Raw genomic sequence first — 26,998 nt, forward strand, 5'->3', positions numbered from 1 at the left:
ACGGTATTTTCGTTGCGATGATTGAAGGTGTTGCGGCGTCTGTTTGCCTGTTGAACACCAGTCATCGTGCTCACGCCACGCTCTGGGTTTCGATCACGGTATTTTCGTTGCGATGATTGAAGATGGCGTGACGTCTGTCCACCCCGTCGATCACCATGTCGGCGGCCATCATCCCCATCTCCATGGCGGTGTCGGTGAAGATGTAGCGGAATGTCCCCTGACGGCCGGTCATGATGAGGTTGGTGATCGGCATCAGCGCCTTGATGGCTTCGTTGCGGCGGGCCTGATAGCCGAGATCCATCAGTGGGTAGGCGTACTCGCTGCGGGCTTCGAAGGTCTCATCGCCAAGCTTCTGGGTATCAACGCCGAGGCTCGCCAGATCAGCGGTAACCCGACCGCGCAGATCAGAGAGCGGTGCCTGCCAGGTGGCATCCCCCGGATTGCAGGGGATCTCCAGCATCACGGATGTTTGCCCCCGAGGCGCCATAAAGGGGCTGCGCCGGCGCGGCTCCTGCAGACGGGTCGCCAGAATATGGGGGTCGGAGAGGTACTGCCAGGTGTTGTCCGACAGGTTCTCCTGTTTGAGGGGCATATTGACGAAGCGAAGCGACCGGTAGTGGAGATCGCACGGCAAGCCCAGGTGCTGGCAGGTGAGCGGCAGCGGCAGGGTGGAGATCACCTGATCAAAGCGCTCGCTCTGCTCCACGTCATCTTGTTTCCAATACACCCGTTCAATGCGGCCATCGGCCTGCTCGAGACGGGTGATGGTGGCGCCGGTCTTGAGTGTGACCCCCTCTGCCACCAGCCGCTCCCCCAGGGTGGTGAAAATCTGGCCAAAGCCATATTTGGGATAGCGGTATTTGCGGGCATAGGTGCGCACCGACATGCTGCCGTTGCGTCTTGGCAACAGGCGGCGCGCCACGTCTTTGAGATCGATCAGGCTGATGCGCTGGCCAGCCCAGTCGGCGGAGAGCTTGTCCGGGTTGATGCCCCACAACTTGCCGGTGTAGCCCTCGAAGAACTGGCGGTAGAGGGTACGGCCGAAGTGGCTCTGGATCCACTCGGCAAAGCTCGCCTTGGCAAAATCGGTGGGCTTCCTGGCAAAGGGCAACAGCAGCAGATCCTTCACCGCACCGGCCATGAGTGCCAGCGGCGCCGTCTTGAGCAGGTTGGGCAGGTTCAAGGGGTAGTCATAGGTACGCCCGCCAAAGCGGATCACGCTCTTTCGCTCGGCGTGGAGCAGGTCGTCCCCCATCAGCTCGTCGATAAAGGCGAGCAGCTCGGGGTTCTTGGTGATGAAGCGGTGGCCGCCGTAGTCGAAGCGATACTCGCCGTCGCGCCCCTTGAAGGTCTGGGTGGCGCACATGCCGCCCACGACCGGCTCCTGCTCGAACAGGGTGACCGCAAAACCGGCCTGGCGCAGGCGCCAGGCGGCCATCAGACCGGCAGGGCCGGCGCCCAGCACCGCAATGTGCTTCTTGTTGTTGTCGTTCATGAGTGTTCCGAAACGGCGTGATAGCTGGGGGAGCGCGCCTGTGCGCGGCTCCCGAACAGAGTGTGATCCCCGGGCTCAGCCCCTGGTCGGGGCGGCGCTCCCCTGGGGGCGATAGCTGCGATGCCAGAGGGTGACAAAGATGATGAGGTAGCCGGCCCAGGTCAGCAACTGCAGGCCGGCCGGTGAGGCGTTGTAGCCAAACAGGGCGCGCAGGAAGGTGCCGAATACCCCCTGATCGTCGAGGATGTGGCTGATGTTGAAGACAGGCGTCGTCCAGAAGGTGATGACGTCCGCTGCCTGCAACATGTTGACGGCGGACGAGAGCAAGCCTGCGGCGATGATGATAATGAGCAGGCCGGTCCAGCGGAAGAAGGGGGCCAGCGCCACCTTGCGGGTGGAGCGCAGCAGCCCCCACACCAGCACCACAGAGACCAGCAGCCCCGCCAGCGCCCCCATCAGCCCCTGGTGCAGATCCACCCCTTGCCCGGAGTAGACCAGGGCCGAGAAGAACAGCACGGTTTCAAAGCCTTCGCGCATCACCGCCAGGAAGGCGAGCAGTACCAGACCAAACAGGTTGCCACCGTCGATGGCGGCATCGATGCGCGCCGTCATGGCCCCCACCTGGGATTTGGCCTGTTTTTGCATCCAGATAGCCATATAGGTGAGCACCAGGGTGGCGAACATCAGGATCCCCGCCATCAGCAAATGGTTGTAGCGCTCGCTCTCGAACTGGCTCACCACCACCTGGAACAGGAAGGCGACGACAAGGGAGGCGATAAGACCGAGGCCCACCCCCAGATAGATGAACTTGTTGTAGCGGCTCGCCCCCAGCTTGGCGAGGTAGGAGAGGCAGATGCCGACCAGCAGGAAGGCTTCCAGCCCCTCGCGCAGGGTAATGAGAAAACTTGCGAACATCAGGATTGAGGCTCCGTATCGGGCGTGAGGGGGAGGGGCTGCAGGGTCAGTTGCAGCCGATTGAGTTGCACTATGGGTGGCTCCGGCAAGCTCGGCTCGGCGGCGCGCACCGCATCATTGACCCACTTGGGGTAGGTGCGGAAATTGAGTCTGATATCGGCCTTGAAGGGGCCCTGGGCATCCGCCGGCAGCGGCCAGGCTTCATCGCGCCAGCCATCGGCCGGGATGCGGGTGTCTTCAAGGAGCTTGGCGTAGCGCCAGAACTTGAGCCCCACCGGCTTGCCCTCGGCATCGCCGAACACTTTTCTAAATAGCCGCGCATCCTCAGGGACGGCGCCGTTCACCGGCTGGCCGCTTTCAAGCACCAACTTGCCGCTGGCGTCGGTAACGGTCAGCTCCAGCCAGAGTTCACGGAAATCGGCGACCCCGGTGGGCAGGGCGTGGCCGGCGCCGGTATTGGCGACTCTCACTATCAGCGCAGGTTGGCCACTCTGGTTTTCAATGCGTGCCGAGAGGGTGGCGCTGGAGCGCAAGAGCGCCAGGCTCTCCTGCTCGAGCGTTGCACTCCTCAGCCCCACCAGCTGGTGCTGGGCACCGGTAAAGTTGTGGCGATAGAGACGCTCTTTCACGGTGCCGTTTTCGGTGGACTGGCCCGCCACCGGCGCGCCGCCGTTGCCAGGTGTAGGGTTCATGTGGCAGTCGATGCAGGTGCGCCGCTTGGCGGGATCTTCGGCTTTGGCGAAGCTGGATTTTTCCCACTCGTCCCAGGTGTTGACGATATTGGCGCCGGTGCCCGGGGCAAACTCGTTGTGGCACGACTTGCACAGGGCCGCGTCCCGGTAGAAATCCTTCTGGTAGGAGGCCTTGTGCATGGCGGGGCGGGCGTTGATCTGCCGCTCGGCCAGCCAGTGCTGGAGGCTGCCACCGGCGGCATCCTCGAACACATAGCTCTCGCGGTCTTTCAGATTCACCGTAAAGGCGCTGTTGCCGCCTGCATCCTCGAGCTTGGTGATGCGATGGCAGAGCACGCAGCCGGTGCCTTCTTCCACCACGGGCTCGCCTTTCTGGTGTGCTGCGATCAGCGAGGCACCACCGCGCTCAAACATGTGGGAGCCCTTGGGCAGATCAGTCTGGCCGTTCATCACCTGCTGGGGCATGTGACAGCCCTGGCACCACTGGCCGAAGGCTTCGCCCTCGGTTTCGCGGGCCAGCGCCTGCACCACCTTGTAGTAGGGGTGGGAGTTGCCCATCAGCCGGTGGTTGCTCTCGCTCCAGTCCTGGAACGCCTGTTGGTGGCAGTTCTGGCAGGAGGCGGAGTTGAGCCACTCCTTCGGGTGAGTGGTCGGCGCCTTGGCAGGATCCCTGCGCGGGGCATCGAGCCTGAGCCAGTTGGCCAGATAGGGGAGGTTGCCATCACTGGTCACGAAAGCGTGCAGATCCTCCATCATCGCCTGCACCTCGGGCTGGGGCCTCGCGGGGTCAACCGCATCGGCCCCATCGCGGGTGTCATGACCCATGCCGCCCTGGGTCTGCTGGGTCATGCGCAGGTATTCGCCGATAAAGTCCCCCGCCACCATGTTGGCGAGGTTGGCGTGGCCGTTGATGGCGTTGTCACCGCTCTGCTGGCGATGGGCCGCCATCAGATAGCGGTTGGTGAAGTTGAACCCGTCCAGATGGCAGGAGTTGCAGCTCATCCAGTTGTCCCCCGCCATGGGGAAGCGGCTGTTGGCGGCAGTGTTGCCCAGGTTGAACAACCGCTCGCCGCGCTGAAGCGGCTCGGGGCGGGGATCCGTCTCTACCAGTTTGGCGAAGTGGGGCACATCCACCGTGACCCGGGCGAAGGGGCCGCTGCCGCCGGTGTTGAGACGGGTGAGATCCTGCCCCATGACGTTGTGCACCAGGATGTGGTCGCCATCGATCAGCAGATCGCGCGGATTCTGACCCGGCAGGTGGCGAAGGAGCTGGGTCGCCTTGGCGCCCCCCTGAAACTTCTTGCGGCGGTGGCGGTTGCTGTTCTGCTTGCCGCTGCGCGACAGGTCGAACACCAGCAAGTCTTCGGAACCCGCCAGGGTCAGGTAGACCCGCTTGCCATCGGCGGCGAAGCGCGCCGCGAACGGGTTGGAGACGATCTGGCTGCGGTTGCCGACGCTGGGCAGGTTGATCTGCAAGAAGAGCTGCTTTCTTTCATCGACCCGCTCCTTCTCTTCATCGAGATCGATGATGGAGACGGCCGGAAAGACGGTGCTCTGAAACTGGAAGGGGTGGTCGAAACTCCAGAGCACATGGGGCAGCCAGGCTTCGCTGCCATCGGGGGAGAGGGCGATGCCGTCCAGCAGGCGCGGCAATCCCTGGGAGTCGCTCGGGGTATCGCTGTGGGTTTCCGCCAGGGTGATGAGCTTGGGCTTGGGGAGGGTAGCGTCCTTCTCAAGCTTGGCAAGATCATAGATGGCGAGCTGGCCTGTCATGGCGTGGGTGAGCAGCAGGCGATCGTCGTCGGTCAGTGCCAGCCCGCGGGGAGTCTCGGCGGTTTTTGCATCCAGCTGGAGGTTGCCCGCCCTGTCATAGGCCTGCAGGCGAGCGGATTCGAACAGCGTGACCCAGAACCAGCGCCGCTTGGGATCGAAGATGACGCCGTAGGGTCTATGGCCGGTGGGGATCGCCTTGTCCAGGTCGAGATCATCATCCAAGAGCAGCAGGCGATCGCCGCTGTAATCGGTGACCAGCAGGGTGCCGTCATCGGCGCGGGCCAGCTGGCGCAGGTCGCCCCCCAGCTGCACCTCGTTGAGGCGCTTGCCAGTGCCACGCTCGAGCAGGGTGACGGAGCCGGCACTCTGGTTGGCGGTGACGAGGCGCGGGGCGCTCCCCTCGTCATAGGCAATCATGGCGGCGCCCATCTCCCGGGCCGAGGCGGTCCCCAGCAGCAGGGCGGCCAACATCAGGGATAACAACAACTTCAACATAAGATCAGGTGCGCCATTTCAAGATGGTCCAGCGCCAGGCGTGGCGCAGCACCAGGGGCGTCAACGCGAGGGCGCTCAGCCAGTGGGCCCAGCTGGCAAGGTTGCCGAGGCTGTCCCCCGGGGTGCCGCGCAGCACCAGCACCAGTCCGCTGGCCAGACAGACCAGCAGCAAGGCTTCGATGATGCGCCCGGTGGTGCGCAGAAAAGGCTTGCGGCTCTTGCGCAGCAGGCTGCGATGGGAGAGCCAGAAGGCGCCAAACAGCAAAGGGAACAGGGTGAGCGAGAGGGCGACGTGCAAAAACAGGTTCCAGCGCGCCAGGGACCAGGTCGGCGTCAGGGGTTCCCACAGCAGCAGACCGGAGAAAAACATCAGATAAAGGGCACCCTCGGCCGCCTGATGGTGATAGGCCAGCCACTGCCAGCATTGTCGTGGTGAGAGGGAAAGACTCGTCATGGGTGCTCCAGCTCCCGGGCGGTTCAGCCCGGGGCGAGCAAGTTTACAATGCAGTAAGGGTAATGAAAAGAGTTATCAATTCGGCTCTTGATGAATAGACCCTGAATGGCATCGGGTCCTATTTGTGCTCCGCCAGCCGCTCGGTCACCGCATAGATAAGTGCCGCGGTGGAGAAGGCGAGGAAGACGATGACCGACCACTTCATCTCGATCTCGTTGCCGGTGCCGTCGTCGAGGAAGGCTTTGAGCACCTCGATGCCAGCGATGGTCACCAGGGAGTTGATGACGATGAGTTTGAGGGACGCGAAGTTGATCTTGCTGAGCCAGTTGTCGCCAAGGGCTGCTCGCTGCTCCGGGGTCTTGATGAACTGCACGTAGCCGCAGATGGCCACCAGGATCAGCATCTGGGCCACCAGCACGAAGTCCACCAGGGTGAGTACCCCCGTGATGAGATCCAGGTAGTGGATGTCGATGATGTCGCGGCACAGCACATAGAGCTGCATGGCGAACTTCACCATCAGGAGGGCGACACAGATAAGGATGCAGACATAGAAGGGGAACATCATCAACCGGCTGCCGTTGAGCATGACGTTGAAGCGGCGCATGGGAAACTCCATCGAGAAGGAAGGCAGCCAGAATATCCGGAAAGAAAGGAGCGGGAAAGCGCCTTGGCGCCTCCCGCCCGGCCTAGAGGGGGAAAGTGGGCAGGCCCTGGAACAACTGCTGCAACCCCTCGCCCCAGGCCTTTCTCAGCGCCATGAAATGGGGGTTCTGTTCGGTGATGCGGTGCTGGTTCGTCGCCGAGAAGCTGCCCTCGTGATAGACCAGGGCATCCAGAGGCAAGCCCACGGACAGATTGCTGCGCAGGGTCGAGTCGATGGAGATGAGGGCGCACTGCAATGCGGTCTGAAGCGGCGTCTCATGGTGGATGATGCGATCGATGATGGGCTTGCCGTACTTGCTCTCACCAATCTGGAAGTAGGGGGTGTCGGCGCTCGCCTCGATGAAGTTGCCCTCCGGGTAGATGTGGAACAGGCGGTGGCGCTCCCCCCGGATCTGCCCCCCCAGCAGGATGTTGCAGCCGAAGTTGATATGGCCCTGCTGCTGACCCCCATCCCGGCTGATGACGGTGCGTATGGTCTGGCCGATGAGGGCGGCAGCCTCGTAGAGGCTGGGGAGGGCAAGGAGCTCCTGCCCCTCCGTCAGCAGGCTGATGACGCTCTGGGTGGTGGCCAGATTGCCCGCGCTTTGCAGCACTATCACCCTGTCCTCCCGGGTGAAGAGGTGCAATTTGCGGAAGGTGGCGATGTGATCCACCCCCGCATTGGTGCGCGAATCGGACGCAAACACCATGCCGTCTTGCAGGCACATGGCGACGCAATAGGTCATGACCGCACTCCCGCCAGGACTCTCCCGGTCTTCATTGCTGCTGTCCATCCAGGCGGGTCACCTGCGCCAGGCTCTGCAACTGTTCGCACCCGCCGCCATAGCGCACGCCGCGCACCGGACAGGCATCCAGATAATCCATGCCGACCGCGAGCTTGAGGTGCTCACTGGTGGAGCTGGTGAGGTTGGTGACGTCGAACGTGTGCCAGCGCTCCTCGATCCACACCTCGGCCCAGGCGTGCATCGCCACGTGGCTGTTGTCCTGGCTGTAGAGGTAACCGCTCACGTACCGGGCCGGCAGGCCGGCGTGGCGGCAGCAGGTCAGGAAGACGTGGGTGTGGTCCTGACAGACGCCGCTGCCCGAAGCAAGTGCCTCGTCGGCGCTGAAGGTGGCATCCGTGCTGCCAGGTTGATAGGGCATCAGCACCAGGATGCGTGCCATCAGGCTCTGCAAGTCGGCCAGGGTCGGCTCCTCTGGCAGGCAGGCCTTCGCGAGATCCTGCAGGGCCGGGGTCGGGCGGGTGAGGGGGGTGGGCCTCAGGTAGCTCAGGGGAGAGATGAGGGAGGACTCCTCATCTTCCGGGGCGTCGTCGCAGATCTCCACCTCCCCGTGGGCGCGGATCAGGATCCCCTCGTGGGGGGACTCCAGGCTCAGCACGTGCAGTATGTTGCCGTAACCGTCCGTGGTGCAGGTGGCCTCCCCCGGCAGCTCCAGCTCCCAGGAGAGGATCTGCTGGCGAGCCGTGCTGTGGGGAGTCAGGCGCAGGTACTGGGTGCTGCGGCGCACCACGTCGGCATAGTGGTAGCGGGTCTGGTGATCGATGATGAGTCTCATAATACCTCCAGGTAGGCGGCGTGGATGCTCTGGCCGATGGCGCTGATGTCGCTGAGGAAATCACTCAGGTACTCCTGCATGCCGAGGGCAAAGACATCGTCGATGGCGCCATAGGTCAGATGGGCGTTGAGTATGGTGGTCAGGCGCCGGGGCGTCTGACCGGCGTTGCCCTCGATCTGGGCCAGGATCAGCTCCATCTCGTCGAGGCAGGCCCGCAGGGAGCGCGGCACGTCATTGCGCAGGATCAGCAGCTCGGCGATGGAGGCATGGGAGAGCGTCTTGTAGAGGGTCTGGTGGGCCTCGTAAGCGCCTACTGACCGCAACAGGGCGTTCCAGCGGTAGAACTCGCGCACGCTGTCCTCGTCCTCCCGGATCACCTGATACTTCACGGTCAGGATGCGTGCCGTGTTGTCGGCCCGCTCGATGAAGGTACCAAGGCGCAGGAACCAGAGCACGTCACCGCGCATGATGGTGCCATAGGTGGCGCCGCGAAACTGGTGGGAGCGCTCCTTGATCCAGTCGAAGAACTCCTGGGCCTGGCCGCTGGAGAGGCCCGCCTGGCGGCGCCGGCGGATCTCTATCCAGGCGGCGTTGATGCTCTCCCACACCTCACCGGGGATCTTGCCCCGCACGGCGTGGGCGTTGTCCCTGGCCATGCGCAGACAGCTGAAGATGCTGCTCGGGTTCTCCTCGTCGAAGCAGAAAAATTGCAGCAGGTTCTCCATGTTCACCTGGCCGTAGCGGGCCAGGAAGGGCTCGTGAGTGCCGCTGATGGTGAGGGGCGCCACCAGCTCGCTGTGATCGGCGTCGATGGAGGGCATCAGCGACATGGTCTGGGTGACGTCCAGCATGCGCGCCGTGTTCTCCGCCCGCTCCAGGTGGCGGGACATCCAGTAAAGTTCGCTTGCGGTGCGGCTCAGCATGGGCTGCCCTCCATGACCCAGGTGTCCTTGGTGCCACCACCCTGGGAGGAGTTGACCACCAGGGAGCCTTCGGTGAGGGCGACCCGGGTCAGGCCGCCCGGTACCAGGCGCAGCTCCTGCCCCGTGAGAACGAAGGGGCGCAGGTCGATGTGGCGGGGGGCGATGCCGGCGTCGACGAAGGTCGGGCAGGTGGAGAGGGAGAGGGTCGGCTGGGCGATGTAGTTGTCGGGCCGAGCCTTGAGCAGTTCGCGAAAACGGGCCAGCTCCTCGCGACTGGCGCAGGGGCCGATGAGCATGCCGTATCCGCCGGCGCCATGGACCTCCTTGACCACCAGCTCCTCCAGATTGGCCAGCACGTGGGAGAGGGCAGCCGGCTCGCGGCACTGCCAGGTGGGCACGTTGTTGAGAATGGGATCTTCCCCCAGATAGAAGCGGATCATCTCCGGCACATAGGGGTAGATGGACTTGTCATCCGCCACCCCGGTGCCGATGGCATTGGCCAGCACCACGCCGCCGGCGCGGTAGACCGAGAGCAGCCCGGGCACGCCGATGAGGGAGTCCGGGTTGAAGGCGAGGGGATCGAGGAAGTCGTCGTCGATGCGGCGATAGATGACATCCACCCTTTTCAGCCCCGTGGTGGTGCGCATCAGCACCTGACCATCCTTGACCACCAGATCCGCGCTCTCCACCAGCTCCACCCCCATCTGCTGGGCGAGGAAGCTGTGCTCGAAGTAGGCGCTGTTGAAGCGTCCTGGAGTCATCACCACCACGCAGGGGTTGTCCACCGGGCTGCTCTCGCGCAGGGTCTGCAGCAACAGGGCCGGGTAGCGCTCCACCGGGGCGATGGGCTGGTTGTGAAACAGCTCCGGGAAGAGGCGCATCATCATCTTGCGGTTCTCCAGCATGTAGGAGACCCCGGAGGGGGTGCGCAGGTTGTCCTCCAGCACATAGTACTCACCGTCGTGGTTGCGGATGATGTCGACCCCGGTGATGTGGACATAGGTGTCCCGGTGCAGGTCGACCCCCTGCATGCAGGGCTGGTACTGGGCATTGGTGAGGATCTGGGCAGCCGGGATCACCCCCGCCTTCAGGATGCGCTGATCGTGATAGATGTCGTGCAGAAAGGCATTGAGGGCGGTGACGCGCTGGCGGATCCCCTTGTCCAGATGTTGCCACTCCCGGGCGGGAATGATGCGGGGAATGCTGTCGAACGGGATGAGGCGCTCGGCGCCGTCCCCGTCTCCGTAGACGTTGAAGGTGATGCCGACCCGGTGAAACAGCAGGTCGGCCTCTTCACGCTTGCGCTCTATGCTCTTCTCGTCGGTCTGGTGCAGCCACGAGAGGTAGGCGTGGTAATGATCGCGAAACTGGTTGTCGGTGAGCAGCATCTCGTCGTAACAACCGGGTCCGGGGGGCTTGATGGGCAGCATAGGCAACTCCTTGTGACGTCCCTGCGTACACCACAAAGTGCAAGGGCTGTGCCAGCCAATTGAGTCGCTATCGAGGCCAGTGTCAGTAATTTTTTATCGAAAAATCATATGGATGACTTTTATGTCATCAAGGGTCAAGGCAGGGCGCACCAGAGTGGTACCCCATAGAGGGTAAGCCTGCGCCATCTTGTGGCAACAGGCCATGAGGGCAAGGGACGGGCGCATCGGGATGCGGGGGCGGAAGGCGAGCGCCCTTGCCCCGAGGTGGGGCAGGGGGATAAGAAAGAACCCGACCGATGGCCGGGCTTTCAGGCGCAAGCCTATCCTGGGTGAGGTGTCGGTGGACTGGGTCAGCCGCGTTGGTGCGGGATCCCTGTAGCAAGGCGCATGAAGCGGTCAAATGCACGATCCGGCAACAAGCGGCGCAGGAAGATCATCGGCCTGGCCCCAAAACCAACGGCATAGCGGGTCTTGGGGCGACGGGTCTGGACCGCCTTGGCGATGGTATCCGCGATGAGTTCCGGCGGGGACTGGCGCTGGCGGCTGGCGCGTCCGATCATGGACTCCCCCATGGGGAGGGCCTGGTGACCATAAGGCCCCTCGCCGGAGACCTCGCGCAGTTTTTGCGCGGCAATGTCGGCCCACTCGGTCTTGATGCCACCCGGTTCTACCACTACTACATTGATGCCAAAGGGTTCCACCTCCATGCGAAGGCAATCGCTGATGGCCTCCAGTGCGAACTTGGTTCCGTGGTACCAGGCTCCTAGCGGGGTGTGGATCTTGCCGCCCATGGAGGTGATGTTGACTATGGTGCCAGTCTGTCGGGCGCGCATGTGGGGCAGCACCAGCTGGATGAGGCGAACGGCGCCAAACACATTGACGTCAAACTGGGTGCGACCCTCCTCGAGAGAGACTTCTTCAACCGAGCCGTAGGAGCCATACCCGGCATTGTTGACCAGTACGTCGATCTTGCCGGTTTCGGTGATGATTCTCTCAACTCCTGCCTGCATAGATGCATCCTGGGTCACATCCATGGCGATGACGCGGATCCCCGCGTCTGTCAGGCATTGCATGCGTTCGATGCGCCGCGCTGCGGCATACACGGTGAATCCTAGAGCCTTCAGTTTCATGGCGGTGGCCGCTCCGATACCGGAGGAGGCGCCGGTGACGAGCACAACGTTTGAGTTCATATGGAAGATCCTTGAGCAAAATGAATCGCATGCGAGTCCAGAATCGGCTTGCCTGCGGTATCGATACCATATCCGACCCGTGATGCCATGGTTCTGGCAAACGGCGCCATGACGCCATCGAACTGCGCCATCCCTATTGCTTTCGAGTCAGCCTGTGCGGCGATCACCGTCCTTGACCGCGGCCCTGGCGGCGGCCAGATTGGCCGTGAAGTCGACGGCGCTAAATGCCTCCCGGCTGCCAGCGACGGCGAAGGTGGCCCCGGCGAGCAGCACGCGACGGGATTGATATGGGTGGTCATGAGGCTGACCTCAGTTGAATCGATATGACTGGCGAGTGCTTTCCAGCGTCCGCCCGGTCCAATCCTGGAATGCGCGGTAGAAGGAGTTGGGATCTTCGAAGCCAAGCAGAAAGGCTATCTCCCCTCCAGACAGGGTTGTGTGCTCAAGGTAGTGGCAGGCGAGCCTTCTTCGCGTCTCGCTGACCAGGGCTCGAAAGTTTTCCCCTTCCTCTTCCAGCCGGCGTTGCAGGGTTCTCTTGCTCATGCCCAGGCGACTTGCCGCCACCTCAATGGTGGCCGAGTTGCTTGGCAAGAGCTCGAGCAGAACGGCATGCACCCGCTCCGCCGTGGTGGCGGCAGAGTCCATTTCGCACAACTGGCGACGCAGCTCGGGCTCGAAGGCTCGCCACATCCCCTCGTTGCTCGTGAGAAAGGGGCGCAGCACGTCCACGGCAGAAAACGTAATGCTGGCATGGGTTCCAAGTGTGATGGCGGTGCCGAAGAAGCGCTCGTAGCGCTGCAGTGCCTTTCCAGCAGGGAGCGCAGGCAGTGTCACTCGCACGGCACAGATCGCCTCACGTGTGGCGATCTGTGCCAGTCGGACAAAGAAGGCGAGTTCCACCACCTGCAGGGAGACCGGGACCTCGGTGTGCCCTCCTTGCCAGCGAGGGGAGAGCGTCATCTCTCCCCAGGAGCCTACCGAGATCTCGAGGCTCATGGGGGCAACGAGCGCCTTGTATTTGGCCAGCCGCTGGACAGCCCGCATCAGATCCGGGCTGCACAGGGCGGCAAACAAGGGGGGACTGAAGACTTCGCTGGAAACGGTCTCGATGAGCCGCAAGGGAAACAGGACGTCATTGGCTTCCTGCTCCAGCGCCCGCCAGAAACGGAAATACTCATCGGTGGTCAACCCATGATTCTCGCGCGACAACGTGTCTTCCGGCAGCAGTGCCCTGCGCAAGACATGCCTGGATGGCAGGCCAAGGTCTTTGAGCAGTAGCTGCCATCCGACGTCCAGGGAAAAGTGAGATTTGTGTGCCATGCGTGCGCCTTTGCCGTGCGAGGTGAAGTCAGTGCTAGCGGAATGAGGACCAGTATAGGGGGCAGGGCGAGAGCATTGACATGCAAAAGGCGCCAATGTGGTGGCATTGGATGCCAGAGACAGGCAAAACAAAAAGGCCCGATCTTGCGATCGGGCCTTTGAGGCATGGAATATGGCTCCCTCGACAGGACTTGAACCTGTGACATACGGATTAACAGTCCGCCGTTCTACCGACTGAACTACGAGGGAATTGGCTCCTCCTACTGGACTTGAACCAGTGACATACGGATTAACAGTCCGCCGTTCTACCGACTGAACTAAGGAGGAATGGCCTGTCTCGTCGAGACGGGGCGGATATTAATGGCCCATCTCCCGGGTGTCAACCCGCCTGTCGGCGTAAAAAATGGCTTTTTGGCCCGTTTGCCCAAAACTTGGGCAGCGCGGACTATTTTCAGCACAATCAGGAGCTTGAGATCGCGCCTTCGGTCGGGTTGTGCCTGCTTGGTATCCTGATTCCCGCCTACTGCCAGGAGGAGGCGTGATGTCGTTCATCCGCAGAGTACCGTGCCCGGGGAAACCTGCCGTGGCGGGAAACGGCGTTGATATTCGGGGTGTCACCGACAATATTGCGCGCTCATGGCCATTTCTTGATCCTGCCCATCGAATTATCTGGCCGGGTCGGGTATGGTTGCCTTCGATACCATCGCCGCGTCGACAGCTCTGCCGGCCCTTGATGATGATCGGGTGCCGGTTCACCCCGGCCTTTGTCTCCCTCTTCTGGTATTACCCTAGACATGCACAATCAAGCTTCCTTACAAGGCGTGAAGCTGGCCATCGCATTGCGCCAATCCTGCATTGACGAACCCTACAGCGTGGCGCGCTTTGGCCGCGACCTCATCGCCGGCATCACGGTCGGCATCATCGCCATTCCCCTTGCCATGGCACTGGCCATCGCCAGTGGGGTGCCGCCCCAGCACGGGCTCTATACCGCCATCATCGCCGGCATCGTCATCGCCGTGACCGGGGGATCCCGCTTCTCCATTTCGGGCCCCACCGCCGCCTTCGTGGTGATCCTCTACCCGGTGGCCCAGCAATTCGGCGTGGGCGGCTTGTTGATGGCCACTCTCATCTCGGGCTGTTTCCTGGTGGCCATGGGCATGGCGCGCCTCGGGCGCCTCATCGAGTACATTCCCCCCTCGGTGACCCTGGGGTTCACCGGTGGTATCGCCATCGTCATCGCCACCCTGCAGATCAAGGATTTCTTCGGCCTGCAGGTCGTGGAGATGCCGGAAACCTATCTGGGCAAGGTACAGGCGCTGGCCCATGCCCTGCCAAGCTGGCAGTGGGGGGACACCCTCGTCGGGGTGGCGACGCTGGCGGTGCTGCTGTTCTGGCCGAGATTGCGCCTGCCGGTCCCCGGCCATCTGCCCGCCGTGCTGGTGGGGGTGGGGCTCGGGTTTGGTCTGCACCAGTTCGGGGTGGACGTCGCCACCATCGGCAGCAAGTTCAGCTATACCTTGGCCGACGGCAGTCAGGGCATGGGTATTCCCCCCATCGCGCCGACGCTGGTGATGCCCTGGGCGCTGCCGGGGCCGGACGGGGCGCCGGTGGAGTGGAATCTCGCCGCCATCGAGCGGCTGCTGCCCGCCGCCTTCTCCATGGCCATGCTGGGGGCCATCGAATCCCTGCTCTGCGCCGTGGTGCTGGACGGTATGACGGGTCGCAAGCACAGCTCCAACGGCGAGCTGGTGGGGCAGGGCCTTGGCAACATCCTGGCTCCCTTCTTCGGCGGCATCACGGCGACGGCCGCCATCGCGCGCTCCGCCGCCAACGTGCGGGCCGGTGCCACCTCGCCCATTTCCGGTATTGTCCATGCGCTGGTGGTGCTGGCTGCCATCCTGGTGCTGGCTCCCTGGCTCTCCTGGTTGCCGCTCTCTGCCATGGCCGCCCTGTTGCTGCTGGTGGCCTGGAACATGAGCGAGGCCCACAAGGTGGTGGATCTGGTGCGCCGGGCGCCCAAATCCGATGTACTGGTGCTGCTGGTCTGCCTGTCGCTGACCGTCATCTTCGACATGGTCATCGCCATCACCTTCGGGGTGATCCTGGCCTCTTTGCTGTTCATGCGCGAGATAGCCAAGATGACCAGGCTGCACAATCTGGCGGCTCACAAACGCTATGCCAGCGAGGTGTCCCCCTCGACCCTTGTCTACAAGATCAACGGGCCACTGTTCTTTGCCGCCGCCGAGCGGGTCTTTGACGAGTTGCTTGCCCAGGTGAAGGACCACAAGGAGTTGATCCTGCAAATGGAGGCGGTATCCATCCTGGATGCTGGCGGTCTCACCGCCTTCCAGCAGTTCGCAAAACGCATGGCCAAGGCGGGGGTCCGTCTCAAGGTGGCTGAATTGCAATTCCAGCCCCTCAAGACCCTGGCGCGGGCCAAGGTGCGTCCGGTGCCGGGAGAGCTGGAGTTCTACGGTTCGCTGGAAGAGGCGATTCGAGGAGAACATTTGCACGAAGAGGTTGAAAATTGATGGAAAGGGATAGGAAATGGCATATTTTTAGTCACTTGGTTCGCTTATTGAGCAAACAGTGGCAAAAGATAAAAAATTGCATTGACCGCCTCGCGCCTATCCCTTACATTACGCCCCGTTCCAGCGCAACGGCGCAGCGAATTCGTGTTGGCTGAACACGTTAAAGCACAGACCAAAATTGGGTGCGGTGTCCGAGTGGCTGCCCACCGACGAAGTCGGCAAGATGCACGTTTACGTGCTCCGAAAGCCACTTCAAAGAAGTAAAAATTTGGTGAGGTGTCCGAGTGGCTGAAGGAGCACGCCTGGAAAGTGTGTATACGGCAACGTATCGAGGGTTCGAATCCCTCCCTCACCGCCAAATAAAACAAAAAGCCCCGTCGAAAGACGGGGCTTTTTGTTTTATCCGGTGACGGGCGGCTTGGTTCGGGCCCTGGTTCGACAGGCGGGCAGGATAGCCCGCATGGACGGCCAGAGGCCGCCCGCAGGGCGAGCGCCAGGGACGGCGCGAGTCAATCCCGACCCATCCTCAGATGTTAAAACCGACCTTATGGTCGGTTTTTTTGCTTTGGGGAGGCGTCATCAGCTCATCTCGAAGAGGGGGGGTGAGAACCCTCGCCGGGTTCGAGCAGAGCAGCTTGCCGGGATGAACGGCTGCAGGCCGCCCCGAAGGGGTGAGCCACGCAGCGGTGAATCATCCCGCCCATACAGCCAACTAAAGCAAAAGGGCCTGTCGCGAGACAGGCCCTTTTGTTTTAGTTGGCGACAATCTGGTCATGTCTGTGATGGGAGTGGCTCGCAGGCGAAGCGGAGATGCCGCTGGCCAGGTTTGGGGAAGCAGCTTGAAGGCAGAGATAAACTCCGCCACGCGCAATATGTTGCATTCACACCAGTCATTTATGCTGCATGTGCAAGGTTTAATGGGTAAATGCATTGATTGCGCAACTTGTTGCGTCATGGTGTGGGTGCGCGAATCGGTTTTCTATTCAACTATTTGTTTTAAAACAAAAAAATGTATTGGCATGGTCACTGCTAACGGATTCGGACGAGTGTCATAACCGTTCAACCATCAGGAGCAATTCCATGCCAACTCCATGTTATATCAGCATCGAAGGTCAAACCCAGGGCAACATCACTGCCGGTGCTTTCACCTCCGATTCCGTCGGCAACATCTTCGTGCAGGGCCATGAAGACGAGATGCTGGTACAAGAGTTCCAGCACGTCGTCACCGTACCGACCGATCCGCAATCCGGCCAGCCGGCGGGTCAGCGTGTCCACAAGCCGTTCAAGTTCACCGTTGCCCTGAACAAGGCCGTGCCGCTGATGTACAACTCCCTGGCCTCCGGCGAGATGCTGCCGAAAGTGACCCTGAAGTGGTACCGCACCTCCGTCGAGGGCAAGCAGGAGCACTTCTTCAGCACTGTGCTGACCGATGCCACCATCGTCGACATCGACTGCCAGATGCCCCACTGCCAGGATCCGGCGAAGTCCGACTTCACCCAGCTGATCCAGGTCTCCATGGCCTACCGCAAGATCGACTGGGAGCACACCGTTGCCGGCACCTCTGGTGCGGATGACTGGCGCGCGCCGATCGAAGCGTAATTCCGAGCCAAAGGGCACTGCTTGCGGTGCCCTTTTATCGTCTCTGCAAGGACAACCTGCCCGGAGACCGTATTTCCGATTTTTCAACCCACGCGTTTTTTCTTCTGTCCGTTTGCCTGGTGTGAGCGGGTGCAAGAAAAAATCCGAGTTTACGTCTTGCCGCACGCCGTCAAGGGCGTGCGGCAGCCATGGTGAAAGAAAAATCCAGGCGATGGCGAAGCTCTCACATGGCTTGATGTGCCCCACCTGATGGGGCCGCACGATATTTCAGGGGCGCGCAGCGATGGCAGACAGCACAGGATTACAATTTACCGTCAAGGTGGGGGCCCTGCCCGAGAGCACCTTCGTGGTGGCCGAGTTTGCGCTGGATGAAGCGCTCAACCGGCCATTCAACCTGCGCCTGGAGCTGGCGAGTGCCCAGCCCGACATCGACGTTGGCACCGTGCTGGACCAGCCCTGCGAGCTGATGGTGTGGTACAACGGCGAGCTGCAGCGCCGGGTGTGCGGGGTGGTGAGTGACTTCGCGCAGGGTGATAGCGGCTTTCGCCGCACCCGCTATCAGCTCATGGTGCAACCGGCGCTGTGGCGTCTGTCACTTCGCCAGAACTCCCGCATCTTCCAGGCGCAAAAACCCGATGACATCCTCTCCATCCTGTTGCAAGAGCACGGCATCACCGACTATGCCTTTGCGCTCAAGAATGAGCACGCCAAGCGGGAATACTGCGTTCAGTACCGGGAAACCGACCTCGATTTCCTCAATCGCCTCGCCGCCGAAGAGGGGATGTTCTACTTCCACGAATTCGAGCAGGGCAAGCACCGCATCGTCTTTGCCGATGACTCAGCCGCCCTGACCGCTGGCCCCGAACTCTTCTTCAACCTCGGCAACCGCTCCCTGGAGCAGGGCTCCTATGTCCGTCAGTTCCACTACCGCGAAGCGGTGCGGCCCTCGGATGTGGAGCTCAAGGACTACAGCTTCAAGACCCCGGCCTATGGTCTCTCTCACAAGAAGCAGGGCACAGAGCTCGAACACCAGCGCGATACCTACCAGCACTTCGACTACCCGGGCCGCTACAAAGCGGACCCGAGCGGCAAGGCGTTTGCCCAGCACCGGCTGGATGCCCTGCGCAATGACGCTGTGGCGGGCAGTGGCAAGTCCAACAGCGCAGCCCTCTTGCCGGGCCAGACCTTCTCACTGACCGAACACCCCAACGGCAGCCTCAACACCGACTGGCAAGTGGTGCGCATCCAGCACACCGGCTTGCAGCCGCAGGCACTGGAAGAGGAGGGGGGCTGCGGCCCCACCGTCTACCACAACGAATTTGGCGTGGTGAAAGCGAGCACCACCTGGCGAGCACGCATCGGCAGCCCCGAGGCCCCTCACAAGCCGATGGTGGATGGCCCGCAAATCGCCATGGTGGTGGGTCCCGACGGTGAGGAGATTTACTGCGACGAGCATGGCCGGGTCAAACTGCAATTCCCGTGGGACAGATATGGCAGTTCCAACGACCAGAGCTCCTGCTGGGTGCGGGTGAGCCAGGGCTGGGCCGGCGGTCAGTACGGCATGATGGCCATCCCGCGCATCGGCCACGAGGTCATCGTGAGTTTCCTGGAGGGGGACCCCGACCAGCCCATCGTGACCGGCCGCACCTATCACGCCACCAATCGGCCGCCCTACGAGCTGCCAGCCAACAAGACCCGCACCGTGCTGCGCACCGAAACCCACCAGGGTGAAGGCTTCAACGAGCTGCGCTTTGAAGACCAGGCGGGGCAGGAAGAGATTTACATCCACGGTCAGAAAGACCTGAACGTGCTTATCGAGAACGATGCCGCCTGGCACATCAAGCACGACGAACACTGGGACATCGACAATGAGCGGGTGACCCGCATCAAGGCCAATGATCACCTCACTGTGAACGGTGAAAAACGGGATCACATCAAGGGGGACTACTCACTCGGCGTTGACACCTCCATGCATCAAAAACTCGGCCAGCGCTGGCTCACCCAGGCAGGGCAGGAGGTACACGTCAAAGCCGGTGCCAAGGTGGTGCTGGAGGCGGGCTCAGACATTACCGTCAAGGTGGGCGGCTGCTTCATCAAGGTCGATGGCGGCGGCGTCACCCTGGTGGGGCCCACCATCAAGATGAACTCGGGCGGCAGCCCGGGTGCCGGCTCGGGATGGGGCGGCAAGTCACCATTGGGCCCTCTGGGTGTCAGTGTTCCCCCCAAACCCAAGGTACCGCTCACTCCTGCCCAACTGGCCACCATGAAGAGTGCCGCCCCTTTCTGTGAAGAGTGTGAAAAATGCAAGGAGGGTGGCTGTGAGATTTGAGAGCACACCGCTGGGAGCGTGGATACAGAGGCAATCAGCCCCTCTTTATGCCGTGCTGGCGGGGGCCTGCGATGCGGCTCCCTTGCAGCACTACTACCAGCTCGATGGCCGCGAAACGCCACGCGGGCTCTATCTCGGCACCCCTTATGAAGACTGGCATCCCGTCATGCCCTATCTGGTGGCCCTCGACAAGGAGAGCCCCTTTATCGAGTGGGCGCAGGGCGCCGAGGCGAGAGACTGGGGCTGGATAGTGGCGAGCGAGCAGCCTGTCGATGCCCTCTATGCCCATCTGCAGGGGCTGACCCAGATCTGGCACCAGGGGGAGGCGGTCTTCTTCCGTTACTGGGATGGCGTGTATCTGAAACGCATTCTGGTCCAGCTGGGAGAGGGCTTCACCGCCCTGCTGCCTGGAGTGAACGGGATCTGGGTCGGGGGGGACGGCTTCGAATGGGCTGCGTCAGAAGCCGCAGCATCACGCGCATTCCCCTGGTGGGAGCTGCCCCCTGCCATTGCCGCGACCTTGGCGAGACAGGATCCCGCCCCTCTTATCAACAACCTGATGCAGCAGTTGGCGGATCACAACGGTCAGCTCTACTGGGCGTTTCCCGAGGCGAACCTGCGCTGCAAGGTCGCCCGTTTTGTTTCCCGTCATCCATCCCCCGATATCGATCTGTTTCCGGCGCTGGAAGCGGCGCTGATCAATGAGGTTCAAGCATGAGCAATGTCGGCCAGGCCGTCTTCAACGAAGTGATCGCCGATTATCGCAATGTCCTGAGTGCCTATCGCAAGGATGCCGAGAGTTTCTTCCTGGGTGACATGCTCAGCATGGACATGGAGCAGACCATCAAGGTGGGCGACAAGACCATCACGGCATCGTTCGGCAGCAAGAAGGCGCAGTCCGTGGTGACGCAGTGCCCGCTGAGCGGCACGCTGCGGTTGGTTCATCTGTTCGAATCCGTCAGGTTTATTCCCATCGGCAATACCCCATACAAGGTGGAGGCGGGGAAACTGGTGCGCGGACGTTTTGTCAGCGAGGCAGTAGTCAAGGAGGGAACCCTGGATGCCAAGGGCATTGCCGAGGTTGGTAAGCTGACCCCGGGCAAGTCCTATCGGGTGACCTTCTACCCCAATGTGAAGAAGAGCGATCTGGATACGCTGTTTGCCTCTTATGCCCCGGTTCAAAAAGACCTGGAGGTATGGCTTACCAAGGAGTGGAACAGTGAGCACAAGGCTGCGTGGGCCCGTTACAGCGGCACTGGTGGCGGGTTTGGCAGCCATGCGCTGGCGGCGGCAAGCGGTATCGGCAAGGCACTGGTCGGGGTGTGGGACGATCTTAAAACAATCTACAACCTGCTGGCCGATCCGGTAGGCAACGCCAAAAAGCTGGCCGAGTTCGGCGTGGACGCTGCGGCCATGGCCAAGGCCGGGGCCTCCCAGATGGAAGCTGCCATGCTGGTACTGCAAGATGAGGCGCTGCTTTATCTTTATGCCTATGCCCTGGTGTGCTGGGTCAAGATGCTGCCCCCGGATCAGCAGACCGAGTTTGGTGCTCAGGTGATTTCGTCGGTACTGATTGACGTGATCATCGGGGTGGTGCTGACCGGCGGGGCAGGCCTGGCTGCACGCTATGGTGCCAAGGCTGCCACCATGGCCAAGAACAGTGACCGGGTCATGCGACTGGTCACCTCCTTGGTCAATCTCTCCAAAAAGCACAATTTGGCCCAGCACGCCCAGCAGGCGAAAAAGGTGCTGGTCGCCGGGGCTGCACCGTTGAGCCCGGCCAAAAAAGCGGATCTCAAGCTGGTCGATGGCAATGCCAACACGTTGGTGGAAAAAGGCACGGCGGCCAAACGCCGATTCCAGGGGCACACCGAGATCAAACAGGTGAACAAGACACCTGATGCCTCCAAGCAGGCAGTTACCCCGAATAACCGGCCCCATCAACCGGAAGCCAGCACCTGCAAGAATAACTGCCCGGTCTCCATGGTGACGGGGGAAGAGTTGCTGGCACTGCAAGATGGCGAACTGCCGGGTCTGCTTCCCTTTGTCTTCGGGCGCCTCTATCGCACCTCTGCCGTCGCGCAATCCTGCGGCATGGGGCTTGGCTGGACGCATGCCCTTGCGCACCGACTTGAACGTCACGGCGATACCCTGACCTGGTGGGATGAGGAGTCCCTGGCAACCGAACTGCCGTTGCCATCAGCCGCCAGACCCATGGTGACCAACCTGTTGTCGGAGGCGGCGGTCTACCTCGGTGACGAGGCTGATGAAGTGATCCTGGCCAAGGCCGGTTCGCCGTTCCTGCATTTTACTTGGCATGGCGAGATTGGGCTGCTGACCGGTTTTTCCGATCCCTACGGCAATCGACTGACAGTGCGTTCTGACCGTCAAGGGCGCCCCGCCTGGGTTGAAAATGACGCTGGGCTGGCCCTTCGTCTCGCTTACGAGGGCGACCACATCATGGTGCTCGAGTTGCAGCGCTTTGATGGCATTGCCTGGCAGCCCCAGGCCACGCTGCAACGCTACCACTACGATGACCATGGTCACCTGGTAGCGGCCGAGAATGGGGCCGGGGAGTGCGAGTGGTATCGCTATCGTGATGATGGGGTCATTGTGGAGCGCCGTCTGGCTGGCGGTGCCGGTTTCTTCTGGGAGTGGGAAGGGGAAGGCAAGGCTGCCCGCGCCATCCGCCACTGGAGCGATGTGGCGGGTTTTGATGTCACCTATGGCTGGGATGATGACAAGGGCGAGGTGACGGTACTCAATGCCGATGGCAGTCAGGAGGTGTATCAGCACGACAGCCAGGCACGTCTTGTCCGCCAGCAGGATCCGGATGGTGCGATAACCGAGTTTGCCTACAACGGCAAGGGTCAGAAAGTACTGGCCCGTGATCCGCTGGGGGCCGAGACCCATTATCACTATGACGAAGAGGGGATGTTGGCCCTCGAAGTGGCTCCCGACGGCAGTCAGACTGCCTATCACTACTGGGATGGCCGGGTTCGCAAGGTAGTGCAGGGGGAGCGCGAATGGCGTTTTGAGCACAACCTGCAAGGGGATCTGATTGCCAGGCGGGATCCCCTGGGGAACGAAACCCGTTATGGCTATACCCCTCAGGGCAAGCTGTGCGCTGTGGTTCACCCGGACAGCACCCGCACCGAATTGGTATGGAACCGCCTTGGCCAACTGATCGAAGAAAAAGGGGTCGATGGCGGGATAAGCCGCTGGCGCTATGACGAGCGGGGCCGCCAGATCGTGCGGCAAGACCCGCGTGGTGCAATCACACGCTATGAATGGGACGCGGCAGATCGCCTCAGTGCAGTCCATCTGCCCGGGGGCGGCGTTCGCCGCTATGAGTACAACGCCTATGGCAAGGTCACGGCGCAGTGGGACGAGCTGGGTCGCGAGACACGTTTCGAATATCACCCCGGCCTGCATCTGGTGAGTCGGCGCATCAACCCCGATGGCAGCGAGCTCAAATACCGCTACGACAATGCCAAGCTGTTCCTCAGCGAAATCGAGAACGAGCATGGTGAACAGCATCGTATCCATTACCATCCCAACGGGCTGGTGGCACGGGAAACCGGCTTCGATGGTCGCACCACCGCCTACCGTTATGATCTCAACGGACGCCTGAGCGAAAAAGTGGAGTTCGGCAAGCAGGAGACCGAACTGGTCACCCGCTATGAGCGCGACCCCATGGGGCGCTTGCTGAAAAAGTCCCTGCCAGATGGTCGCGAGATCGCCTTCGAGTACGACGGCCATGGTCAGCTCATCCGGGTCGACGACGGCGCCTGGCCCCTGGCATTTGACTACGATGGTGCCGGTCATCTGGTGGCCGAGCATCAGGGGTGGGCCTCAAGCCATTTCCGATACGATGCCATGGGACGGTTGTCACACTGGCAACTGCCCGACGGCAACCGGCTTGGCTATCACTATCAGCACGGGGCGCTTGGCGGCATTGATCTCAACGGCGCCGAACTCACTCGCCACCAGGTGGTGGGTGGGCTTGAGCTGCGCAGGCAGCAGGGGGCACTGACCCAGCAGTACGAATATGACGAGCAGGGGCGCCTCTCGGCACTGCGTCTGCAGCGGGGCAAGCAGGTCGCCCGCGAGCGGCGCTATGGCTATGACAGAACGGGCAACCTGCTGCACATCGATGACAGCGTGCAGGGGGAGCAGCACTACCGCTACGATCCGCTGGACCGCTTGCTGGAGGTACGGGGCGAGCTGACCGAGCGCTTCTTGCATGATCCGGCCGGCAACCTCCTGGGTGAGCGTTCGGGTGGTCAGTTCGATGGGGCTCGCACCCAGGGGAACCGATTGCTGTTGAGTGGCGATCGCCACTTCGAGTACGACGAATTTGGCCGCTTGGCGCTGGAGCGGCGCGGCAAGGGCCAGCAACTGGTGACCCGCTATCACTACGACTGCCAGCACCAGCTGGTGAGGGCCGAACTGCCCGATGGCAGCACCGCCTGTTATGACTACGATGCCTTTGGTCGCCGCATTCGCAAGACGGTAAAGGGTGCAAAAGGCGAGCAGGTTACTGAATTCCTGTGGCAGGCCAACAACCTGATTGCCGAGAGCTGCTATCTGCTCGGGGACGACAAGCATCGTACTGACGAGCAGTACCGCAGCTTTATCTATGAACCCGGCAGTTTCAAACCCCTGGCACAGCTGGAAGGGGAGGGGCAGAAGGCCGAGGTATTCCACTACCAGCTTGACCACCTGGGCACGCCCTTGGCACTGACCCGCACAAGCGGGGCCACCGCCTGGCAGGTGCGCTATCGAGCCTATGGCAATGTCTGGCGTGAAGAGATCGCCGAGGTGGCAACCCCCTTGCGTTTCCAGGGGCAGTATTTTGACGCCGAGACGGGGCTTCACTACAACCGCCACCGCTACTACCAGCCCGGCACGGGTAGATTTATCACCCCTGACCCGATAGGCTTGGCCGGCGGGCTCAATAACTACCAGTATGCCCCCAACCCCACTGGTTGGGTGGATCCGCTGGGGTTAAGTAATGTGCCGGGGCAGTGTCCCGACGCGTCGCCTTCAAGGCGTGAGAGCTTTCGAGCTGCAAAAGAAGCAGCAGGCATCCCACGTTCAGCTCAATATAAAACACATAAATATGTTTATGATAAAGAATATGAGAATCGAACTGTCTATGAGTTTGATGTTCATGGAAGCAAAAAATATATCGTGCTTCATGATGATGACAAGTTTGGTCGAGGCCCTCACTTTCATGGCGCTGATGATAGTAAAGGTTCTCCCATGCTTCCCGGCAAGTACAAACAGTACCCAGGGCATTTTCCTGAAATAAAGTTTGGTTTCAGAAAAGGGAAGGTAAATAAATGAATTCTAGACTTAAGCTCTATATGAAGCAGAAAAATACCTCGATGTTTTTTGAGGGGCTTAACTGTAAATATCGCTTTGTTGAACAATCCCCTGCTTCAGAGTTTTATAAGAAGGTTTTTTCTCGAGCTAATGTCATTAATGAGCATCATGATTCTGATGCTGCAATAACTGCCTTGATTCGCCACTTCATCCATATCTCTAAAGGGGAGGGAGGCGCATGGTTGCTTATCTTTAACTCTAAAGATGTGAATATAGATGTTGAGGTTGAGCTAAGCTCTGACGGGGGAGTTTTAGAGAGAATTATAAAACGGTCTGTAACATCAAATGGATTTCTTGATGACTTTGTTATGATAAACAAATATGGAAACGCTATCTTTATTTCTAAAGATGAATACAGTTATTCTGTTGGTGAAGATAAGTCATCCTTTTATATGGATATTTACTCATCGCTTGTATGTTGAAACATTCCATACTGGAGTTGTTTTCTTTGGTGAAGGTTCGGCTTTTATATAAAAACACAAGAAGATGTGAAGATGTAATTGAAGGTGTGCTGCCAAGATTTTAAAGTTTGGTTTAAGGCGTCAGTGTCTGGCTTTATCGATAATTTGGATGTCTATGATATAGTGAAGAGGTGTTAGGTATATATCTATGCCGGTTTGGTAATAACAAGAAGAATGATGCTTTATAATTTGCTGAAAAAACAGTCAGTGTGTTATCAATTTCGTAAATAATGATTGTGATGAAATAGTGGATAAGTGCGCTGAGCAATTTTGATTTTTATTACAAGGTAGTGACAGGAATATGTTTTTAAAATTAATGTCAGTGACTGGCATTCTGTTATTGTCCTGGACCATTTCAGGATGCTCGGTAAGCATGTCAACTCAGAATGAGCAGCAGTTGTTGCAAGCCGCCCAGCAGGGCCAGGGCAAGGCGCAATATGAGCTGGCTAATCGCCTGGCGGCCAAACCGGATTATCCTGAGGCGATGCGCTGGATGAAGCGGGCTGCGGACCAAGCAGGACCGCTGGCGGCAGATGCGGATGTACGAGGCAAGGCCGCGCTACAGGTGGGGAGCTGGTATCAGACTGGCCTGGGTGAGCCCAAGAATCCCAAGCTGGCCCATGACTGGTGGCAGCGCTCCGCCAAGTTGGGCAATTCGGAGGCCAGCTATCAACTGGGTCAGGAGTGCCGGCAACGGCACAAGGGGAAGCTTACCAGTGAGTGCCTCAACTGGTTCGAGCAGGCCGCCAAGCGGGATCATGGAAATGCCCAACTGGTTCTGGGGCAGTGGTATGCAGATCAGGCGGGGGCCGATGAAGAGGCCGTCAAGTGGCTGGAGAAAGCCGCCGAACAAGGGAATCGGGATGCCCAATTCCAGCTTGGCGCTCGCTATGAGCAAGGGAAAGGGGTGATCAAGCGCGCCGATCTTGCCCTGCGCTGGTATGAGAAAGCCGCAGCCCAGCAACAGCCGGACGCTTTGTTGGTACTGGCGAGCAAGGCGCCCTCTGAAGAGGCATTCAGCCTCTATCAGCGCGCCGCCAATGCAGGGGCTGCTCCTGCCCAGCTGTGGTTGGGGCAGGCCTATCTGAGGGGGGATCTGGTTGCCCAGGACCTGGCGCTTGGCCGTTATTGGCTGGAGCTGGCGGCAGGCAATGGTTCCCATGACGCCGAATATCAATTGAGCCTGCAGCAGAGCGATATCACCGCACGTGAGCACTGGCTGAATCTGGCTGCCGCGGGTGGTGTGAGTCAGGCTCAGCTTGAACTGGCGACCCTGCAACAGGAACGGGGGGAGTTGAAAGCTGCGCGCAAGAGCCTCTCTCTGGCCGCCTCGCAGGGCAATGTCGAGGCTCGATATGCCTACGGCGAGATGCTGCGACTGGGGCTGGGTGGTGAGGCTGATTACACCGAAGCCATGAAACAGTATCGGGCTGCGGCAAACGCCAATCATCGGCAAGCACAATATCGCATGGGCATCATGCGTGAGCAGGGATGGGGAGCCCCCCGCAATAGATTGCATGCTTATGCATGGTATTTATTGGCCGCAACGGATGGCAATATTGATGCAACCGCCGCCAGCCGTGAACTTGAAAAAGGCATGACGGCACAAGAAAAAAGTGCCGGTCAAAAACTGGCGCAGCACTGGTTCATCAGACTGGATAAACACGGTGAAATGGGGCAGACGTCAGAGGGCATATGATGTCATTCCTATAACATGAATGAGACATAGTGATAAAAATAACAGTGAGTGGATAAAGCCATTTCCCACTTATTATCGCCA

General features: G+C 60.6%; 18 protein-coding genes, 3 tRNA genes and 1 other RNA gene. 9 read left to right on the plus strand and 13 right to left on the minus strand.

The annotated features are described in order from the left end of the window. Nucleotides 1-70 precede the first annotated feature (70 nt). The 13 genes from ACVDHI_RS05040 to ACVDHI_RS05100 all read right to left on the minus strand — a co-directional run bounded on the left by ACVDHI_RS05040 (nt 71) and on the right by ACVDHI_RS05100 (nt 13,234). On the minus strand, nt 71-1,495 hold the full coding sequence (locus tag ACVDHI_RS05040; RefSeq protein WP_323919232.1) for an NAD(P)/FAD-dependent oxidoreductase: 1,425 nt from the start codon (nt 1,493-1,495) through the stop codon (nt 71-73). A 75-nt stretch (nt 1,496-1,570) separates the two neighbouring features. Next, a complete protein-coding gene (locus ACVDHI_RS05045) occupies nt 1,571-2,410 on the minus strand; it encodes an FTR1 family iron permease (RefSeq protein ID WP_128345219.1) in 840 nt (279 codons plus the stop codon). Beyond that, on the minus strand, nt 2,410-5,370 hold the full coding sequence (locus tag ACVDHI_RS05050; RefSeq protein ID WP_447211788.1) for a YncE family protein: 2,961 nt from the start codon (nt 5,368-5,370) through the stop codon (nt 2,410-2,412). The genes ACVDHI_RS05045 and ACVDHI_RS05050 overlap by 1 nt, the downstream gene beginning before the upstream one ends. Before the next feature lie 4 nt (nt 5,371-5,374). After that, complete coding sequence (locus ACVDHI_RS05055) at nt 5,375-5,824, minus strand: hypothetical protein (protein WP_279986461.1); 450 nt, start codon at nt 5,822-5,824, stop codon at nt 5,375-5,377. Nucleotides 5,825-5,942: 118 nt separating this feature from the next. Continuing rightward, entirely contained in the window at nt 5,943-6,428 is a 486-nt protein-coding gene (locus tag ACVDHI_RS05060; protein ID WP_010674393.1) for a YqhA family protein, read from the minus strand. Nucleotides 6,429-6,510: 82 nt separating this feature from the next. Then, complete coding sequence (locus tag ACVDHI_RS05065; RefSeq protein WP_128345214.1) at nt 6,511-7,212, minus strand: peptidase; 702 nt, start codon at nt 7,210-7,212, stop codon at nt 6,511-6,513. A gap of 31 nt (nt 7,213-7,243) precedes the next feature. Then, the gene (locus tag ACVDHI_RS05070) at nt 7,244-8,044 is read right to left on the minus strand and encodes a transglutaminase family protein (RefSeq protein ID WP_322146512.1); all 801 of its coding nucleotides are present in this window, start codon (nt 8,042-8,044) and stop codon (nt 7,244-7,246) included. Continuing rightward, nucleotides 8,041-8,967 carry an alpha-E domain-containing protein gene (locus ACVDHI_RS05075; RefSeq protein WP_447211789.1) on the minus strand — a complete coding sequence of 309 codons (927 nt, stop codon included), beginning with the start codon at nt 8,965-8,967 and terminating at the stop codon, nt 8,041-8,043. Before ACVDHI_RS05075 ends, ACVDHI_RS05070 begins: the two co-directional genes overlap by 4 nt. Beyond that, nucleotides 8,961-10,397: a circularly permuted type 2 ATP-grasp protein gene (locus ACVDHI_RS05080; protein ID WP_447211790.1), complete on the minus strand. Its 1,437-nt coding sequence runs from the start codon at nt 10,395-10,397 to the stop codon at nt 8,961-8,963. The genes ACVDHI_RS05075 and ACVDHI_RS05080 overlap by 7 nt, the downstream gene beginning before the upstream one ends. A gap of 350 nt (nt 10,398-10,747) precedes the next feature. Further along, entirely contained in the window at nt 10,748-11,587 is an 840-nt protein-coding gene (locus ACVDHI_RS05085; protein WP_039038935.1) for an oxidoreductase, read from the minus strand. Nucleotides 11,588-11,896: 309 nt separating this feature from the next. Further along, nucleotides 11,897-12,907 (minus strand): AraC family transcriptional regulator, encoded by a 1,011-nt coding sequence (locus tag ACVDHI_RS05090; RefSeq protein WP_167825141.1) that lies wholly within the window; start codon nt 12,905-12,907, stop codon nt 11,897-11,899. A 173-nt stretch (nt 12,908-13,080) separates the two neighbouring features. Next, nucleotides 13,081-13,156 (minus strand) — tRNA-Asn (locus ACVDHI_RS05095). Nucleotides 13,157-13,158: 2 nt separating this feature from the next. Then, nucleotides 13,159-13,234, minus strand: a tRNA-Asn gene (locus tag ACVDHI_RS05100). Nucleotides 13,235-13,701: 467 nt separating this feature from the next. On the opposite strand from ACVDHI_RS05100, the gene dauA reads away from it, so the two are divergent. The 9 genes from dauA to ACVDHI_RS05145 all read left to right on the plus strand — a co-directional run bounded on the left by dauA (nt 13,702) and on the right by ACVDHI_RS05145 (nt 26,917). Next, the gene (dauA, locus tag ACVDHI_RS05105; protein ID WP_447211791.1) at nt 13,702-15,438 is read left to right on the plus strand and encodes a C4-dicarboxylic acid transporter DauA; all 1,737 of its coding nucleotides are present in this window, start codon (nt 13,702-13,704) and stop codon (nt 15,436-15,438) included. A gap of 270 nt (nt 15,439-15,708) precedes the next feature. Beyond that, nucleotides 15,709-15,796 (plus strand) — tRNA-Ser (locus ACVDHI_RS05110). 224 nt (nt 15,797-16,020) lie between these two features. Then, a non-coding RNA gene (locus tag ACVDHI_RS05115) (RtT sRNA) lies at nt 16,021-16,149 on the plus strand. A gap of 369 nt (nt 16,150-16,518) precedes the next feature. Further along, the gene (gene hcp1 / locus ACVDHI_RS05120; RefSeq protein ID WP_042015720.1) at nt 16,519-17,037 is read left to right on the plus strand and encodes a type VI secretion system effector Hcp1; all 519 of its coding nucleotides are present in this window, start codon (nt 16,519-16,521) and stop codon (nt 17,035-17,037) included. A 283-nt stretch (nt 17,038-17,320) separates the two neighbouring features. Further along, complete coding sequence (locus tag ACVDHI_RS05125; protein WP_447211792.1) at nt 17,321-19,366, plus strand: type VI secretion system Vgr family protein; 2,046 nt, start codon at nt 17,321-17,323, stop codon at nt 19,364-19,366. After that, a complete protein-coding gene (locus ACVDHI_RS05130) occupies nt 19,356-20,084 on the plus strand; it encodes a DUF4123 domain-containing protein (RefSeq protein WP_447211793.1) in 729 nt (242 codons plus the stop codon). The genes ACVDHI_RS05125 and ACVDHI_RS05130 overlap by 11 nt, the downstream gene beginning before the upstream one ends. Further along, a complete protein-coding gene (locus tag ACVDHI_RS05135; protein ID WP_447211794.1) occupies nt 20,081-24,718 on the plus strand; it encodes an RHS repeat-associated core domain-containing protein in 4,638 nt (1,545 codons plus the stop codon). Before ACVDHI_RS05130 ends, ACVDHI_RS05135 begins: the two co-directional genes overlap by 4 nt. After that, nucleotides 24,715-25,179 carry a hypothetical protein gene (locus tag ACVDHI_RS05140; protein WP_201888960.1) on the plus strand — a complete coding sequence of 155 codons (465 nt, stop codon included), beginning with the start codon at nt 24,715-24,717 and terminating at the stop codon, nt 25,177-25,179. The genes ACVDHI_RS05135 and ACVDHI_RS05140 overlap by 4 nt, the downstream gene beginning before the upstream one ends. Before the next feature lie 340 nt (nt 25,180-25,519). Beyond that, complete coding sequence (locus tag ACVDHI_RS05145; protein WP_324062637.1) at nt 25,520-26,917, plus strand: tetratricopeptide repeat protein; 1,398 nt, start codon at nt 25,520-25,522, stop codon at nt 26,915-26,917. Nucleotides 26,918-26,998 lie beyond the last annotated feature (81 nt).

This window comes from Aeromonas sp. 25-248 (genome assembly GCF_053005425.1).

Coding starts and splice junctions, on each gene's coding strand:
- ACVDHI_RS05040 (WP_323919232.1), bottom strand. CDS start 1,495: ATGAACGACAACAACAAGAAGCACATTGCGGTGCTGGGCGCCGGCCCT.
- ACVDHI_RS05045 (WP_128345219.1), bottom strand. CDS start 2,410: ATGTTCGCAAGTTTTCTCATTACCCTGCGCGAGGGGCTGGAAGCCTTC.
- ACVDHI_RS05050 (WP_447211788.1), bottom strand. CDS start 5,370: ATGTTGAAGTTGTTGTTATCCCTGATGTTGGCCGCCCTGCTGCTGGGG.
- ACVDHI_RS05055 (WP_279986461.1), bottom strand. CDS start 5,824: ATGACGAGTCTTTCCCTCTCACCACGACAATGCTGGCAGTGGCTGGCC.
- ACVDHI_RS05060 (WP_010674393.1), bottom strand. CDS start 6,428: ATGCGCCGCTTCAACGTCATGCTCAACGGCAGCCGGTTGATGATGTTC.
- ACVDHI_RS05065 (WP_128345214.1), bottom strand. CDS start 7,212: ATGACCTATTGCGTCGCCATGTGCCTGCAAGACGGCATGGTGTTTGCG.
- ACVDHI_RS05070 (WP_322146512.1), bottom strand. CDS start 8,044: ATGAGACTCATCATCGATCACCAGACCCGCTACCACTATGCCGACGTG.
- ACVDHI_RS05075 (WP_447211789.1), bottom strand. CDS start 8,967: ATGCTGAGCCGCACCGCAAGCGAACTTTACTGGATGTCCCGCCACCTG.
- ACVDHI_RS05080 (WP_447211790.1), bottom strand. CDS start 10,397: ATGCTGCCCATCAAGCCCCCCGGACCCGGTTGTTACGACGAGATGCTG.
- ACVDHI_RS05085 (WP_039038935.1), bottom strand. CDS start 11,587: ATGAACTCAAACGTTGTGCTCGTCACCGGCGCCTCCTCCGGTATCGGA.
- ACVDHI_RS05090 (WP_167825141.1), bottom strand. CDS start 12,907: ATGGCACACAAATCTCACTTTTCCCTGGACGTCGGATGGCAGCTACTG.
- dauA (WP_447211791.1), top strand. CDS start 13,702: ATGCACAATCAAGCTTCCTTACAAGGCGTGAAGCTGGCCATCGCATTG.
- hcp1 (WP_042015720.1), top strand. CDS start 16,519: ATGCCAACTCCATGTTATATCAGCATCGAAGGTCAAACCCAGGGCAAC.
- ACVDHI_RS05125 (WP_447211792.1), top strand. CDS start 17,321: ATGGCAGACAGCACAGGATTACAATTTACCGTCAAGGTGGGGGCCCTG.
- ACVDHI_RS05135 (WP_447211794.1), top strand. CDS start 20,081: ATGAGCAATGTCGGCCAGGCCGTCTTCAACGAAGTGATCGCCGATTAT.
- ACVDHI_RS05140 (WP_201888960.1), top strand. CDS start 24,715: ATGAATTCTAGACTTAAGCTCTATATGAAGCAGAAAAATACCTCGATG.
- ACVDHI_RS05145 (WP_324062637.1), top strand. CDS start 25,520: ATGTTTTTAAAATTAATGTCAGTGACTGGCATTCTGTTATTGTCCTGG.